General features: G+C 75.0%; 14 protein-coding genes and 1 tRNA gene. 9 read left to right on the plus strand and 6 right to left on the minus strand.

Annotated elements, in window-relative coordinates; translation table 11 throughout:
* Positions 1–207: 207 nt before the first annotated feature.
* Positions 208–1,047: a RecB family exonuclease gene (locus tag PVK37_RS09910; RefSeq protein ID WP_423791067.1), complete on the plus strand. Its 840-nt coding sequence runs from the start codon at positions 208–210 to the stop codon at positions 1,045–1,047.
* Positions 1,048–1,122: 75 nt separating this feature from the next.
* Here the strand turns inward: PVK37_RS09910 and PVK37_RS09915 are convergent, their stop codons facing one another.
* Positions 1,123–1,986: an oxygenase MpaB family protein gene (locus PVK37_RS09915; protein ID WP_275033527.1), complete on the minus strand. Its 864-nt coding sequence runs from the start codon at positions 1,984–1,986 to the stop codon at positions 1,123–1,125.
* Between the two features lie 138 nt (positions 1,987–2,124).
* Positions 2,125–2,553: a Fur family transcriptional regulator gene (locus tag PVK37_RS09920; RefSeq protein ID WP_275033528.1), complete on the minus strand. Its 429-nt coding sequence runs from the start codon at positions 2,551–2,553 to the stop codon at positions 2,125–2,127.
* Between the two features lie 336 nt (positions 2,554–2,889).
* Between PVK37_RS09920 and PVK37_RS09925 the strand changes: the two genes are divergently transcribed.
* Positions 2,890–3,372 (plus strand): DUF2231 domain-containing protein, encoded by a 483-nt coding sequence (locus PVK37_RS09925; protein ID WP_275033529.1) that lies wholly within the window; start codon positions 2,890–2,892, stop codon positions 3,370–3,372.
* A gap of 149 nt (positions 3,373–3,521) precedes the next feature.
* On the opposite strand, the gene PVK37_RS09930 is transcribed toward PVK37_RS09925, so the two are convergent.
* Positions 3,522–3,842, minus strand: coding sequence for a translation initiation factor 2 (locus PVK37_RS09930; RefSeq protein WP_275033530.1), 321 nt, complete (start codon positions 3,840–3,842; stop codon positions 3,522–3,524).
* Positions 3,843–4,050: 208 nt separating this feature from the next.
* On the opposite strand from PVK37_RS09930, the gene PVK37_RS09935 reads away from it, so the two are divergent.
* On the plus strand, positions 4,051–4,230 hold the full coding sequence (locus tag PVK37_RS09935; protein ID WP_275033531.1) for a hypothetical protein: 180 nt from the start codon (positions 4,051–4,053) through the stop codon (positions 4,228–4,230).
* A gap of 53 nt (positions 4,231–4,283) precedes the next feature.
* Here PVK37_RS09935 and PVK37_RS09940 read toward each other — a convergent pair whose 3' ends face one another.
* The 3 genes from PVK37_RS09940 to PVK37_RS09950 form a co-directional block, all read right to left on the minus strand.
* A complete protein-coding gene (locus PVK37_RS09940; protein WP_275033532.1) occupies positions 4,284–4,994 on the minus strand; it encodes a flagellar biosynthesis protein FlgA in 711 nt (236 codons plus the stop codon).
* 312 nt (positions 4,995–5,306) lie between these two features.
* On the minus strand, positions 5,307–5,717 hold the full coding sequence (locus tag PVK37_RS09945; RefSeq protein WP_275033533.1) for an FmdB family zinc ribbon protein: 411 nt from the start codon (positions 5,715–5,717) through the stop codon (positions 5,307–5,309).
* Between the two features lie 72 nt (positions 5,718–5,789).
* On the minus strand, positions 5,790–6,410 hold the full coding sequence (locus tag PVK37_RS09950) for a 5-formyltetrahydrofolate cyclo-ligase (RefSeq protein ID WP_275033534.1): 621 nt from the start codon (positions 6,408–6,410) through the stop codon (positions 5,790–5,792).
* Positions 6,411–6,493: 83 nt separating this feature from the next.
* Between PVK37_RS09950 and PVK37_RS09955 the strand changes: the two genes are divergently transcribed.
* The 6 genes from PVK37_RS09955 to PVK37_RS09980 all read left to right on the plus strand — a co-directional run bounded on the left by PVK37_RS09955 (position 6,494) and on the right by PVK37_RS09980 (position 13,117).
* Positions 6,494–8,866 carry a diguanylate cyclase gene (locus PVK37_RS09955; protein ID WP_275033535.1) on the plus strand — a complete coding sequence of 791 codons (2,373 nt, stop codon included), beginning with the start codon at positions 6,494–6,496 and terminating at the stop codon, positions 8,864–8,866.
* A gap of 9 nt (positions 8,867–8,875) precedes the next feature.
* Positions 8,876–9,838: a UTP--glucose-1-phosphate uridylyltransferase gene (locus PVK37_RS09960; RefSeq protein ID WP_275033536.1), complete on the plus strand. Its 963-nt coding sequence runs from the start codon at positions 8,876–8,878 to the stop codon at positions 9,836–9,838.
* Entirely contained in the window at positions 9,835–11,148 is a 1,314-nt protein-coding gene (locus PVK37_RS09965; RefSeq protein ID WP_275033537.1) for a molybdopterin molybdotransferase MoeA, read from the plus strand. Before PVK37_RS09960 ends, PVK37_RS09965 begins: the two co-directional genes overlap by 4 nt.
* A 2-nt stretch (positions 11,149–11,150) precedes the next feature.
* The gene (locus PVK37_RS09970) at positions 11,151–11,798 is read left to right on the plus strand and encodes a GNAT family N-acetyltransferase (RefSeq protein WP_275035065.1); all 648 of its coding nucleotides are present in this window, start codon (positions 11,151–11,153) and stop codon (positions 11,796–11,798) included.
* A 189-nt stretch (positions 11,799–11,987) separates the two neighbouring features.
* On the plus strand, positions 11,988–12,872 hold the full coding sequence (gene sepX / locus PVK37_RS31970; protein WP_480212894.1) for a divisome protein SepX/GlpR: 885 nt from the start codon (positions 11,988–11,990) through the stop codon (positions 12,870–12,872).
* A 171-nt stretch (positions 12,873–13,043) separates the two neighbouring features.
* Positions 13,044–13,117 (plus strand) — tRNA-Ala (locus PVK37_RS09980).
* The last annotated feature ends 54 nt before the right edge of the window (positions 13,118–13,171 follow it).

A 13,171-nucleotide genomic window follows, 5' to 3' on the forward strand; every position in this document is an offset into this window, starting at 1 on the left:
TGTCCTGACTGTGGCCCTGTCCTGACGCCGGCTTTGACCTGAGGGTGGCTCTGTCCTGACTGTGGCGATTCCCGGTCCGTCGTACCGGGATGGCAGGATCGCGGTGTGCGACGACCCTCAGCCGACCGACCCGCCGGCCGGTCCTCCGGCACCGGCCGGACGCCCCGGCCCCGTGCCGACCAGCCCGAACAGCTCGGCTTCGCGGGCATGCCGGAACGGCTGTTCGTCTGCACACCCAGCAAGCTCGGGGCGTACGAGGACTGCCCCCGCCGGTACCGCTACTCCTACGTCGACCGTCCCGCCCCGCCGAAGGGGCCGCCGTGGGCGCACAACTCGCTGGGCGCGAGCGTGCACACCGCCCTGAAGAACTGGTACGCCCTCCCCGTCGACCGGCGTCGCCCGGAGGCGCTGGCCGGGCTGCTCAAGGGCACCTGGGTACGCGACGGCTACCGTGACGACGCCCAGGAGCGCGAGGCGTTCCGCCGGGCGCTGTCCTGGCTGGAGGCGTACGTCGACACCCTCGACCCGGCGACCGAGCCGGTCGGGGTGGAGCGGGTGGTGGCGGTCAAGACCGCCGTGCTGGCCTTCAACGGCCGCACCGACCGGATCGACGCCCGTCCCGGCCCGGACGGTCCCGAGCTGGTCATCGTCGACTACAAGACCGGTCGTTCCGGGCTGGACGCCGACGACGCCCGGGGCTCGCAGGCGCTGGCGCTGTACGCGTACGCCGCCGAGCGGGTGTTCCGCCGGCCGTGCCGCCGGGTCGAGCTGCACCACCTGCCGACCGGCACGGTCGCCGCCCACGAGCACACCGTCGAGTCGCTGGCCCGGCAGGTCGGTCGGGCCGAGGACACCGCACGGGACATCATGTCCGCCGAACGGGCGGTCGCCGACGGCACCGATCCGGACGACGCCTTCCCCGCCGTCCCGGGGGTGCGCTGCGGCTGGTGCGACTACCGGCGGGTCTGCCCGACCGGGGCGCAGCTGCCCGGCCGGGAACCCTGGTCCGCGATGGAACGCCCCCCGGAGCCGACGGCCGAGAGCTGACCGCCGAGCTGCCGGGCTGTCGGCCCGCCGAGCTGTCGGGGCGTTGGGTGGCCGGGGTGGTGTGCCGGTGGCGGTTCAGACCGGTAGGGGCCGGGCGGCGAGCCGGGTGGCACGCTCCCGGGCGGCCTGGAGAATCGGCCCCTCCCGGTAACGCTGCGGCACGGCGGCCAGCGCCAGCCGCAGCGCCCGTACGCTCACCTCGGCCGAGAGCGCGGTGGTGGGCAGCCCCAACCCGCCGTACAGTCGCCGCGCCCAGGCCGGCAGCAACCCCAGTGCCGTACCGGCGATGCCGAAGTACGCCCAACGGGGCGGCCCCAGGGTGACGCCGAGCCGCACCGGCAGGCTGAGCTTCCACGGCAGCGGCGGGGCGGTCAGGAACAGCGCCGTCTCGGCCGCCTCCCGGGTCATCCGCAGCTCCGGGCGGACCCGACGGTAGTAGGCGTCCACCTCGGCCGCCGTGCCCGGCACGCTGGCCGGATCCAGCCCGACCAGCGCGGCGGACCGGCGCTGTTCGGTGTAGTAGGCGTCCACCTGGTCCCCGGTCAACGCCACCCCGGCCCGGCGGGCGGTGGTGACGAACGACTCGACCTCGGTCACGTGCACCCAGCGCAGCAGCTCCGGCTCGTCCACCCGGAACCGCTCCCCGGTGGTCGGGTCGACCGCCGAGAGCCGGGCGTGCAGGGCCCGCAGCCGACGACCGGCCGCCTCCGCCTCGGCGGTGGTGCCGTAGACCGTGGTCGCCACGTAGGTGGCGGTACGCTGCAACCGCCCCCATGCGTCACGGCGGTAGTTGCTGTTCTGCGCCACCCCGGCCATCGCGCGGGGATGCAGGGCCTGCAGGTAGAGCGCCCGCAGCCCGGCGACGATCAGGACCGGCTCCTCGTGCACCCGCCAGGTGACCGAACCGGGACCGAACAGGCCAAGGTCATCGGATTCCACCGGTCAAGAGTGCCACGCGGTCGGCCGGTACCTCCCGGTCGCCGACTCCCGGCCGCGACACCGATCCGGGTACGGGCGGCGGTGGTGCTCGGCCCGGCGGGTGCCGGCGGGGGACGGCCGGCGGGTGACGGGGGTGGCTCAGACGTCGGCGGTGCGGCGGGCCTGGCAGGCGGGGCACAGCCCCCAGAAGGTCACTTCCGCCTCGTCGACCTGGAAGCCGTGCGCGGTGTCCGGGTCCAGACAGGGCGCGTCGCCGACCGCGCAGTCGATGTCGGCGATCTCGCCGCAGCCCCGACACACCACGTGGTGGTGGTTGTCGCCGACCCGGGCCTCGAACCGGGCGGGGCTGCCGGCCGGTTCGATCCGGCGGGACAGGCCGGCCCGGGAGAGCGCGCCGAGCACGTCGTACACGGCCTGCGTGGACACCGAGTCGAGCCGCTCGCGGACCCGGCGGGTGATCTCCTCGACCTCAAGGTGACCGCCGGCGGCGAGGACGTCCAGCACGGCGAGCCGGGGCCGGGTGACCCGTAGGCCCCTCGACCGGAGCAGCTCCTCGGCACTGGACATGAATCCATCACAGCACGGCTCCGCAGGTCGGACAATCGTCCTCCGGCAGCACGTGGCACCGGCCACAGCCCCGGCGCGGTGGAACCTGCCCGTACCGGTGGTGGACATCCTCACCTTCGGTCGGGTCCGGTCCGTGGCCCCGGCCGTCGCGCTGGCGGTACTGGTCGGGTCCGGTCGGGTCCGGTCGGGTCCGGTCGGCGGCGCGCCGGGCCCGGTCCGGCCGGTGCGGGTACGGGTGAACCGGAGCCGGGATCCGCGCGTGTATCCGGGCGAGAGCCGGGCACGGCGGTCGTTCCGACGTACGCTGACTGCTCGAGAGCCCCAGCGGAGGTGGCGGTGTTCGAGAAGATCGATGGTTTGCCGGGGCACGTCCTGATCGTGCACGCCGTCGTGGTGTTCGTGCCGCTGCTGGCGCTGCTGGCGGTCGCGTACGGGGTGCTGCCCCGGTGGCGTGGCCGCCTCGGCTGGGCGGTGGCGACGCTGGCCGTGGTGACGCCGGTGCTGGCCTGGGTGGCGACCGAGTCCGGTGAGGCGTTCGAGGAGGTGCTCCGGGAGAAGGGCTATCCGCCGGAGATCCTCTCCCAGGTGGAGACCCACGCCGAGTACGGCGAACTGCTCCAGTGGGCCACCCTGGCGCTCGCCGTGGCGGCGCTCCTGCTGCTGCTGGCGACCAGCGGACATCCCCGGACCCGGGCACTGCCGTCGTGGCTGCCGGTGCCGCTGACCGTGCTGGTGGTGGTGTTCGCGGTGTTCGCCCTGGTGTACGTGTACCTGACCGGCGAGTCGGGGGCGCGGGCGGTCTGGACGGGCGTGGTCTGACCGTCGTCCACGACGACGCTCTGCACCGACCTGGCTGCCCTGCCCGGTCGCCCGAGCCGGTACCCGGTCGGCCCGGCTCTGTCCGGTCGGCCCCGGTCCCGGTCGGCCCGGCTCTGTCCGGTCGGCCCGGCTTCGGTCCCGGGCGGTCGTCAGAAGAGCGTGCGCGTGCAGATCAGGCAGACGACGACGAGCAGCACCGCACCGGCGAGGATCCCGATGCCGTAGGTGACCCGCTGGGCACGCTGCTCGGCGGCGTCGAGCGCGTCCGCGTCCTGCGCGGGGAGCCGGCGGGGCGGCGCGGGTTGCACGTGGACCGGAGGCCGCCAGTCGGGCGGTGGGGCGGTGCTCGGCGGCGGGCCGGTGTAGCCGCTGGCCGGGGCTGCCGGCGGGCGTGGGGCGACCGGCGGCGGGGACTCGCCGGGTGGCGGCCGGCGCCAGTAGTCGTCGTCGGAACCGTGGGGCGTCGTCACGCCGTCCGACGCTACCGTCCCGCTCGTCACACCGTCTGACGCTGCCAGGCCGGCCGGCGCGCCGTCCGACGCCGCGCGTCGGCACGCCGTCCTACGTGGCCGTGCCGCGTCGTCACGCTGTCCGATGCCGCGCGTCGGCACGCCGTCCGACGCTGCGGTGCCGGTCGGGACGTGACCGGGCCGACGGGGCTGAGCTAGGCTCTGCGTCGTGAGCACGGAGGACCCGACCCTGCGCACGCCCGGCGACGACGACCGCCCCGTCGACCTGAGCGACGACTTCGTGGTGCTGCCCGAGCAGACCGTCGACGACACCGACCGTGGCTGGGGCGAGACGAGCGGCGGCAACGACGACTGGCTGCTGGCCGAGCGCCCGCCCCACTGGGACTGACCTCCGAGGTTCGTCCCGCCCGCCCGGCAGGCCGTGCCGCCCCGGAAGCCGGCTCAGCCGCGTACGAGAACGGTGAAGCGGCTTCCCTCGGGTAACGCCACCGCCCGTTGCGCGTGGGGCGGCGACAGCGCGAGGTAGAGCGCGGCCGAGCCGTCCAGCTCACCTGCACCGATCACGGCCAGTACCAGCGCCCGGGGCGCGACCAGTACCGCCGTGGAGGCCGTTCCGGCGGGCACCGCCAGCAGATCGACCCGGCTGCCGGGCCGGACGAAGGCCAGGGCGACCGGCTCGGCCAGGCGTACCGGCACGCCGACCGTGCCGTCGGGGAGCGGTAGGGCCGGGCTGCCCGTGGTCGGATCGCCAGGGCCGGTGCCGTCCGGTGTCCCCGGGTCCAGGGCCGGTTCCCGCCGGCCGGTGTCCGGTGTGCCGGTGTCCTGCCGTCCGGTGGTCGGGTCGTCGCCCGGCCGCCCGGCCGGGTGTGGCACCGACCCGGACGGGACCGGCCGGCCCGGAACGCCGGACGCCGGGCCCGGCGGGTCGACGGACCGGCCCGGCGCGCCGGGGGACCGGCCGGCGGGTTGATCCGGAGTGCGGGTGGACATGCCGGGGGAGCCGGCGGACCCACCCGGAGCACCGGTCGGCTTCCCGATGGGCGGGGCGCAGCCGGGCGGGGCGTACAGCAGGACGGCCGCCGAGCCGAGCAGCACCGTGACCAGCCCCAACCGGAGCATGGTCCCGCCGCCGGGACGGCCGGGCCAGCGCACCGGGCGCAACGCTCGCTCATCAGCCCTACGGCCGGGCCAGCGGAGCGGGCGCAGACCCGGCTCACCATCCGTACGGCCGGGCCAGCGGAGCGGGCGCAGGGCCCGCTCACCACCTCTACGGCCGAACCGCATGTCCGTCTCCCGCCTGTCGCCTCGGATCAGCAGGCTAGGCGGGCGGCGGGTACCCGATGGGCACCCTGTGGACAACCGGCCCGCCTGTGGACAACCCGCTGTGCGGCGAGTCGATCTGCTATGGCGCCCCGGTCGTCGAGGGCGGTCACAAGGAACCGGCGGTCAGGAGGAACCCGGCGGTCAGGAGGAGCTGGCGGCCGGGGCCTTGGTCGTCGAGGAACCGCCCGACGAGCTGCCGGAGCCACTGCCGGACCCGGCCGACGACGAGGACGACGACGCGGACGACGAGGAAGAGGACGACGACGAGGAGGAACCGGAGTCCCCGCCGGACGACCCACCCGACGACGAGTCGGACTTGTTCGACTTTCCGCCGGTCAGCGAGTCCGAGCCGGACGCGCGTGAGTCGGTGCGGTAGAAGCCGGAGCCCTTGAACACGATGCCGACCGAGTTGAACAGCTTGCGCAGCCGTCCCGCACACGCCGGGCACTCGGTCAGCGGCTCGTCAGCGAAGGACTGCACCGCCTCGAGCTGGTGGCCGCACGCGGTGCAGGCGTACTGGTACGTGGGCACGTTCTCCTCCGGATCTGGCACGGCCTGTTGGCACTCGACCTATTCGAGTGCCAATGGTGCGTCATCCGACCCGGGTTCGTCCAGCCGTAGTGGTCAAGCACCGGTCAACTCGTCCAGCCCGCCGGCCGGGGTGACCACCGCGCGGACCGGACGGTCGTGCGGTTCGGCAGGCACCCGGTCGACGAGTTCCCCGTCGTGCAGCGGGGTGACCGTCCAGGCGCCGGAGGGCAGCCGGGCCAGCGCCCGGTCGTACGAGCCGCCGCCCCGGCCCAGCCGCAACCCGCGTCGGTCCACCGCCACCGCCGGCACGACCACCAGCTCCGCGCCGGTCACCGCCGCCCGGCCCAGCCGGGGCCCGGCCGGTTCGCGCATCCCCCGGCCCGCCGCCACCAGACCGTCCGGACCGGTGTAGACCGCCCAGTCCAGGTCCAGGTCGCCACGGAGCACCGGCAGCAGCAGTTCCGCCCCGGCGGGCAGGGCGGCCCGCAGCAGCTCCGGCAGCCCGGCCCCGCCGGGTTCCGCGCCGACCGGCACGTACCCGGTCATCAGGCGGGGGCGCAGCCGGCGTACCAGATCGACGAGCGTGACCCCGACGGCGGTCGCGGCGGCGGCGCGTCCGGTGGCGGTCAGCGCCCGCCGCCGCGCGAGCAGCTCGCCCCGGAGCCGGCGTTTCGCCTCAGCGGCCTCTTCCGCTCCATCAGAAAAATCTGTCACGCAACACTCCTGACGCAACGCCCGTCCACTGGTGTCGCTGTGTAAGCATCGCAGCATCGGGCGTAGAACTTCCGGGGGGAAGCGTGACGCTACGCGGGCGGTTGACCGCAGCCTTCCTCGCGGTGGTGCTGGGTCCGGTCCTGCTCGGGGCGTTCTTCGTGGGCACCACCCTGGCCACCGTCGACCACCGCCGGTCCACCGAACGCCTCGGCCTGGCCGTCGGAGCCGTCCGGACCTCGGTCGACGCGCTCTGCCAGCAGTTGCGGGCCGCCGCGGACGCGGTCGCCCTCAACGGCGTGGATCCGGTCGAACGGGAGGGCGCGGCCACCCAGGCGGTCAGCCGGGGCCTCGCCGCCGCCGTGCTGGTCACCGACGTCACCGGCCGGACCGCCTACGCCACCCCGGACGCCCCGGACCGGCCGTGGCTGGACTGCGCGGGCACCGGCCCGACCGACGGCCCGGTCCGGGCGCTCACCGCCGAGGTGGAGCTGCGCGACGCCGCCGGGGCCGCCCTGGGCCGGGTCGCCGCCGCCCAGCGCGTCGACCCGGACTTCGTCGCGCGCCTGGCCGCCGTCACCGGCGTCGGGGTCACCCTGCTGGCCGGTACCGCCGGCATCGCGCAGACCACCGAGGTGACCGGGGTACGCGACGAGGTGCTGGCCGCCGCCGCCCCGGCCGGCGACGACCGGGTCACCGGGACCGGTGGCGGGCGGTACGTCCGCCGGGCCGGGCCGGTCCCCGGCCAGCCGCTACCGCTGCTGCTCTCCGTACCCAGCCAACAGCCACCCGGCCTGTACGCCGCCCTGATGGCGGCGGTGCTGTTCGCCGGGCTGCTGGCCGTGCTGAGCGCCTGGCGGCTGGCCCGGGTCACCACCCGGCCGCTGGCCGAGCTGGCGCTCGCCGTGGAGCGGGTGGCGCAGGGTGACCTGACCGCGCGGGTGCCGGTGCGGGCCCGGGACGAGATAGGCCGGTTGGCCGGCACCTTCAACCGGATGACCCGGGAGACGCAGTCCTACGTGGCCGCCCTGACCAGCAGCCGGGACCAGTTGCGTGGACATCTCGCGGTGCTCGGCGACACCCTCGCCAGTACCCACGACCTGGACCGCATCCTGCGGGTCATCCTGCACAGCGCGATCGCGGCGACCGGGGCGCGGGCCGGCGCGGTGCTGCTGGTGGAGGAGCCCGGGATCCTGGTCGGGCAGTGCGTGGCGGGGCTGGAGGAGCGGTGGCCGACCGGCACCGTGCCGGCCGCCGGGCCCATGCTGCCGGAGGCGCTGCGGGTGCCGGTCGGTACCGGGATCGTGGGCACCGTCGCGGCCACCGGCGAACCCCGGCGCGGCCGGATCGAGCCGGGGGAGGAGCCAGCCGGGGAGCCGCGCGGCCGGACGTACGTGGCGGTGCCGTTCGCCGCGCCCGGCGCGCTGGCCGACCATTACCCCGCGCGGCCGGGCGACCCGGCTGGACGTACCGGCGGGTGGGGCGACCACCCCGCGCGGCCCGGTGGCCCGGGCGACCCGGCCGGGCGGTCCGCCAACTCGACGGAGCCGGCCGGGCGGACGGTGCCGGCCGGCGACGCCACCCCGCCCGGCACCCTCGGCGTCCTGGTCCTCTACGACCGGCTCGGGGCCGACGAGTTCGACGACGACGACCTGGTGACCCTGCGGACCTTCGCCGGACACGCGGCGGTGGCGGTGGAGAACGTCCGGGTGCACCAGGAGGCCCAGCGGCTCTCGCTGACCGACCCCCTCACCGGGCTGTGGAACTACCGCTACCTGCGTGAGTCGATCCGGCGGGAGGTGGAACGGGCCAGCCGGTTCGGCCGGATGCTCAGCGTCCTCGCCCTCGACCTGGACCGGTTCAAGGCGGTCAACGACACCTACGGGCACACCGTCGGCGACGCGGTGCTGGTCGAGTTCGCCCACCGGGTGCGCGGCGAGATCCGCGAAGTGGACCTGGCCTTCCGGCAGGGCGGTGAGGAGTTCGTGCTGCTGCTGCCGGAGACCGACGCCCGGGGCGCGGCGATCGTGGCGGAACGGCTCGGCGCGGCGGTCCGGGACCGGCCGTTCGTGACCGAGCCGCACTCCGGCCCGCCCGGGGCGGGACCGCTGCGGATCCCGGTGACCGTCTCGGTGGGCATCGCCGTCTACCCCGACCACGCCGGCACGGGACAGCAGGTGCTCGACGCGGCCGACGACGCGCTCTACGCGGCCAAGGGGGCCGGCCGGGACACGTACCGGCTGGCCCGGGTGCCGGTCCGGCCGACCAGCGAGGAGATCACGGTGGCCACGGCGGCGGTGCCCCCGGAGGACGGCCTGCCCCGGGCCGGCTCCCGCCCCGCCCCGCCGGAGCACACCCCGAACGGGGCCGCGAACGGGGCCGGTGGAGGTGTTCGTCACGCCGCGGGCGGCGGCGCGTCTTCCGGGCCACACCCGCCGCGACAGACCCGTGGCCGATAGTCTCGCGGCATGTCGGAGCATCCAGCGAATCCCTCAGCGGCGTCCACCTCGACCGGCCGGTCCCGCGCGGTGAAGGCCGTGATCCCGGCCGCCGGTCTGGCCACCCGGTTCCTGCCCGCGACCAAGGCGGTGCCCAAGGAACTGCTGCCGGTGATCGACCGGCCGGTGCTCCAGTACATCGTCGAGGAGGCCGCCCAGGCCGGTATCGACGACGTCCTGCTGGTGACCGGGCGCGGCAAGACCGCCATGGTCGACCACTTCGACCGGCGGCCCGACCTGGAGAGCCGGCTGGAGGCCAAGGGGGACGCCGAACGTCTGGCCGCCGTCAAGCGCCCCGGTGAGCTGGCCAGGATCTACACGGTCCGGCAGGACGAGCAGCTCGGCCTCGGGCACGCCGTCGGGTTCGCCGAGGCGCACGTCGGGGACGAGCCGTTCGCGGTGCTGCTCGGCGACGAGTTCGTCAAGCCGTCCGAGCCGCTGCTGCCGGCCATGCTGGAACTCCAGGCCCGTACCGGCGGCGTCGTGCTGGCCTTCTTCGAGGTCGACCCGGCAGAGACCAAGCGGTACGGTATCGCCTCCGTCGAGCCGGCCGAGGCGGAGCTGACCGACGTCGGCGAGGTCGTCAAGGTCACCGGCATGGTGGAGAAGCCCACCCCGGAGGAGGCCCCGAGCAACCTCGCCGTGCTCGGCCGGTACGTGCTGCCGGGCCGGATCTTCGAGGCGATCCGGCGGACCGAGCCGGGCAGCGGCGGCGAGATCCAGTTGACCGACGCGATGGAGTTACTGCGTACCGAGGGCACACCGGTGCACGCCATCGTCTACCGGGGCACCCGCTACGACACCGGCATGCCGCTGGGCTACCTCCAGACCGTCGTGCAGCTGGCCTGCGAGCGGGAGGACCTGGGCGCCGAGTTCCGTACCTGGCTGGCGGAGTTCGTGAACTCCGACGCGTCGGGCGGTCCTAATACATGACCGCCACGGCCGACCCCGAGGCGGCCGCGAACGAGTTGACGCCGCTCGCCGACTACCTGGGCAGTGTGCTGCGCAGGTTACGCGCGCTGCCTCCGCTCGACCTCGACCTCACCCAGTCGTACGGCAACGTCCTCGCCGAGGACGTGGTCGCGCCGCACTCGTACCCGGCCTTCGACCAGGCGGCCGTGGACGGGTACGCGGCCCGCTGGGACGACATCGCCGCCGCGGCCCGCAGCGCCGGATACGCTGCGGGCCACGGCGGTTCCCCGGGCGGTCGTACCGTCCGGCTGAACGTGGTCGGTGACCTGGGCGCGGCGAGTTGGCGGCCGGTCCGGCTGACCCCGAACGCGTGCTTCTCGGTGGCGGCCGGCGCGCCGCTGCCGCTCACCGCCGACGTGGTGGTGCCGGTGGAGTGGACCGACCAGGGCATGGCCGCCGTGGAGATCTACCGGGTGCCCAAGCGCGGGTACGGGGTCCGCCGCGCCGGGGAGGAACTGCCCGCCGGCACGCTGCTGGCCCGCGCCGGCACGTACGTCTCGCCGGCCCTGGTGGCGGTGTTCGCGGCCACCGGGCTGGGGCACGTGGTGGTCCGGCCCAGCCCCCGGGTGGTGATCGTGGCGACCGGCGACGAACTGGTCGACGTGGGCCGGGGCAGCCAGCCCGGTCAGGTGGTGGACGCCAACTCGCACGCGTTGACCGCCGCCGCCGCCGAGGTGGGCGCGCTGGCGTACCGGGTGGGGATCTGCGACGACGACCCGGAGGCGCTGCGCGGCCTGCTGGAGGACCAGACGCTGCGCGCCGACCTGATCATCACCACCGGCGGCACCGGCACCGGGCCGGGCGACATGGTGCGCCGCATCCTCACCCGCCGCGAGGGGGGCCGCGCCGGGCCGGTCACCTTCACCGAGGTCGCCCTCTATCCGGGTACGTCCCTGGGGTTCGGTACGGTCGGGGCCGAGGAGGTGCCGGTGGTCTGTCTACCCGGTGAGACCGGTGCCGCGATGATCGGTTTCGAGGTGCTGGCCCGGCCGGCGATCAACCTGCTGGCCGGGGCGGAGCCGGTGTTCCGGCCGAGTGTCCGCGCGCACCTGCTGGAGACCATCACGTCCCCCGCCGGGCTGCGGGAATTCCGTCCCGCGCACGTCGCCGAGCGGCGCGGCGGCGGGTACACCGTGCAGCCCCTCGCCGGTGGACCGCGTACCCTTTCCGGGCTGGCCGAGGCGAACGGCCTGCTGGTGCTCGGCGAGCGGGTCACCACCGCGGCGGCCGGTTCCACCGTGGACGTGCTCCTGCTGGACCGGAGGCGGTGACCATGTTCCTCTTCGGCGGTGTTCCCGGCTGGCCGGTCGTCCTCACCGACGGTCCGGTGGTGCTGCGGCCGTACCGGCGCTCGGATGCGGCGGCCTGGTCGGAGGTGCGCCGGGCCAACCGGGCCTGGCTGGCTCCCTGGGAGTCCTCGGTGCCCGGCCGCTGGGACGAGATGAACTCGCCGGCCGCGTTCCGCTACGTCCACCGGGACCAGCGCCGTTCGGCGCGGACCGGTGAGGGCATGCCGTTCGCGGTCTGCCTGCGTGAACCTTCCGGCGAGGAACGCCTGGTGGGGCACCTGAACATCGGCAACATCGTGCGTCGGGCGTTCTGCTCCGGGTACGTCGGCTACTGGGTGGACGGTCGGGTGGCCGGGCGTGGGGTGATCCCCACCGCGCTGGCGTTGGCCGTGGACCACGCCTTCGGCCCGGGTGGACTGCACCGGGTCGAGGTCAACATCCGGCCGGAGAACAAGCCGTCCCGGCGGGTGGTGGAGAAGCTCGGCTTCCGCGAGGAGGCGTACCACCCGAGGTACATGCACATCGACGGGGCCTGGCGCGACCACATCGGATACGCCATGACCAGCGAGGAGGTCGCCGCCGAGGGCGGCCTGCTGGCCCGCTGGCACCGGCTGCGTGCCGCCGCCGAATGAGCTGTGGCACCAGTGTGGGACGAGCTGTGGTGCCACCGCCGGACGAGCTGTCACGTGACCGCCGGATGAGCTGTCCCACCGTCAACAATCCGGCGCGGCGCACATTCATCCTGCCTGGTCACCCGTAACCTCAAGTAACTGCAAGCTGTGGCAAGCGCTGCGGTGACCGCATGATCGGCGGAACGGGCGATGTCCGGTCGACAATCCTGCGGCCGGCGCGCGACTGCCCGAACTTCGGTGACGGGAGGGGTGAGGGTGCCGACCTCGGTGCTCCTCGCCGTCCTCGCCGCCGCCGGCCTGCTGGCCCTCGCCCCGGCGCTCGTCCGCCGGTACGACGCCACGGAACGGCTGGTGGCGGAGCGGGCGCAGTCGACGGCGCGGGTGCTCCAGCGCCGCCGGCGGCGTCGTACTGTCCCCGGACGCCGCCCGGTGAACCCGTCCCGCACCCTCACCGTCACCCTCAGTCCCGAGGCCACCGGCACGGCCGCTGCCGGCCCTGCCGCGCCGTCGCCCGGCCGGTCCGCCGCTGCCGGCTCCTCCGCCGACGCTCCGGAGGACGGTCCGGGTCGCCGCCGGGGCCGACTGCGGACCGTACCGCCCGCTGCCGCCCGGCCCCGCCGCCGGCCGCCGAAGCGCCGGCAGCACACCCCGGCCGTGTACCGCCGCCGCCGGGTGCTGGCCGCGCTGCTGCTGCTCAACTTCGTCGAGCTGATCGGCGTGATGGTGGCCGGTCCGGGCTTCTGGATCAGCGTCTCGGTCACCGGCACCCTGCTGGTCGCCTACATGGCGCACCTGCGCTCCCGGGCGCTGGCCGAACGCCGCCGGCGGCGGGCACGGGCCCGGGAAGCCGCCTGGCTGGCCGCCAGGCAGGCCGAGGTGCGCCGGGAGCAGGCCCGCCGGGCAGCGGCCCGCCGGGAGCAGCAGCGCCGCCTGGCGGCCCAGCGCGAGGCGGTACGCCGTACCGCCATGGGCCTGGACCGTCCGGACGACCTGCCGGCGGCGGCCAGCGGCGGCTCGGTCTCCTACCGCCGTACCGGAGGGCTGCGGGGCCGCCCCTACCAGTCCGGCCGCTGACTAGGTGTCCCCGGCGGATCTTGGTGCTTTTGGCCGTTCCGGGGGCCGTTTCGCACCAAGATCTCGCCGCGAGGGGTGGGGCGATTCGCGTCGGGGGCGGGGGAGCTGTTAGATTTGTCGCCGGCCCGCCCGGTGCACGCCGGGTGGGACCGAAGCCGGTTAGCCGGTGGAGGGGCTGTGGCGCAGACCGGTAGCGCACCTCGTTCGCATCGAGGGGGTCAGGGGTTCAAATCCCCTCAGCTCCACCCAGTTCAAAGGCCGTTTCCGCCCGTCGGAGACGGCCTTTTTCGATCTTGTGC

It is taken from the genome of Micromonospora cathayae, from assembly GCF_028993575.1.
GTDB classification, from domain to species: domain Bacteria; phylum Actinomycetota; class Actinomycetes; order Mycobacteriales; family Micromonosporaceae; genus Micromonospora; species Micromonospora cathayae.

Coding starts and splice junctions, on each gene's coding strand:
- PVK37_RS09910 (WP_423791067.1), top strand. CDS start 208: ATGCCGGAACGGCTGTTCGTCTGCACACCCAGCAAGCTCGGGGCGTAC.
- PVK37_RS09920 (WP_275033528.1), bottom strand. CDS start 2,553: ATGTCCAGTGCCGAGGAGCTGCTCCGGTCGAGGGGCCTACGGGTCACC.
- PVK37_RS09960 (WP_275033536.1), top strand. CDS start 8,876: ATGTCGGAGCATCCAGCGAATCCCTCAGCGGCGTCCACCTCGACCGGC.
- PVK37_RS09965 (WP_275033537.1), top strand. CDS start 9,835: ATGACCGCCACGGCCGACCCCGAGGCGGCCGCGAACGAGTTGACGCCG.
- PVK37_RS09970 (WP_275035065.1), top strand. CDS start 11,151: ATGTTCCTCTTCGGCGGTGTTCCCGGCTGGCCGGTCGTCCTCACCGAC.
- sepX (WP_480212894.1), top strand. CDS start 11,988: ATGTCCGGTCGACAATCCTGCGGCCGGCGCGCGACTGCCCGAACTTCG.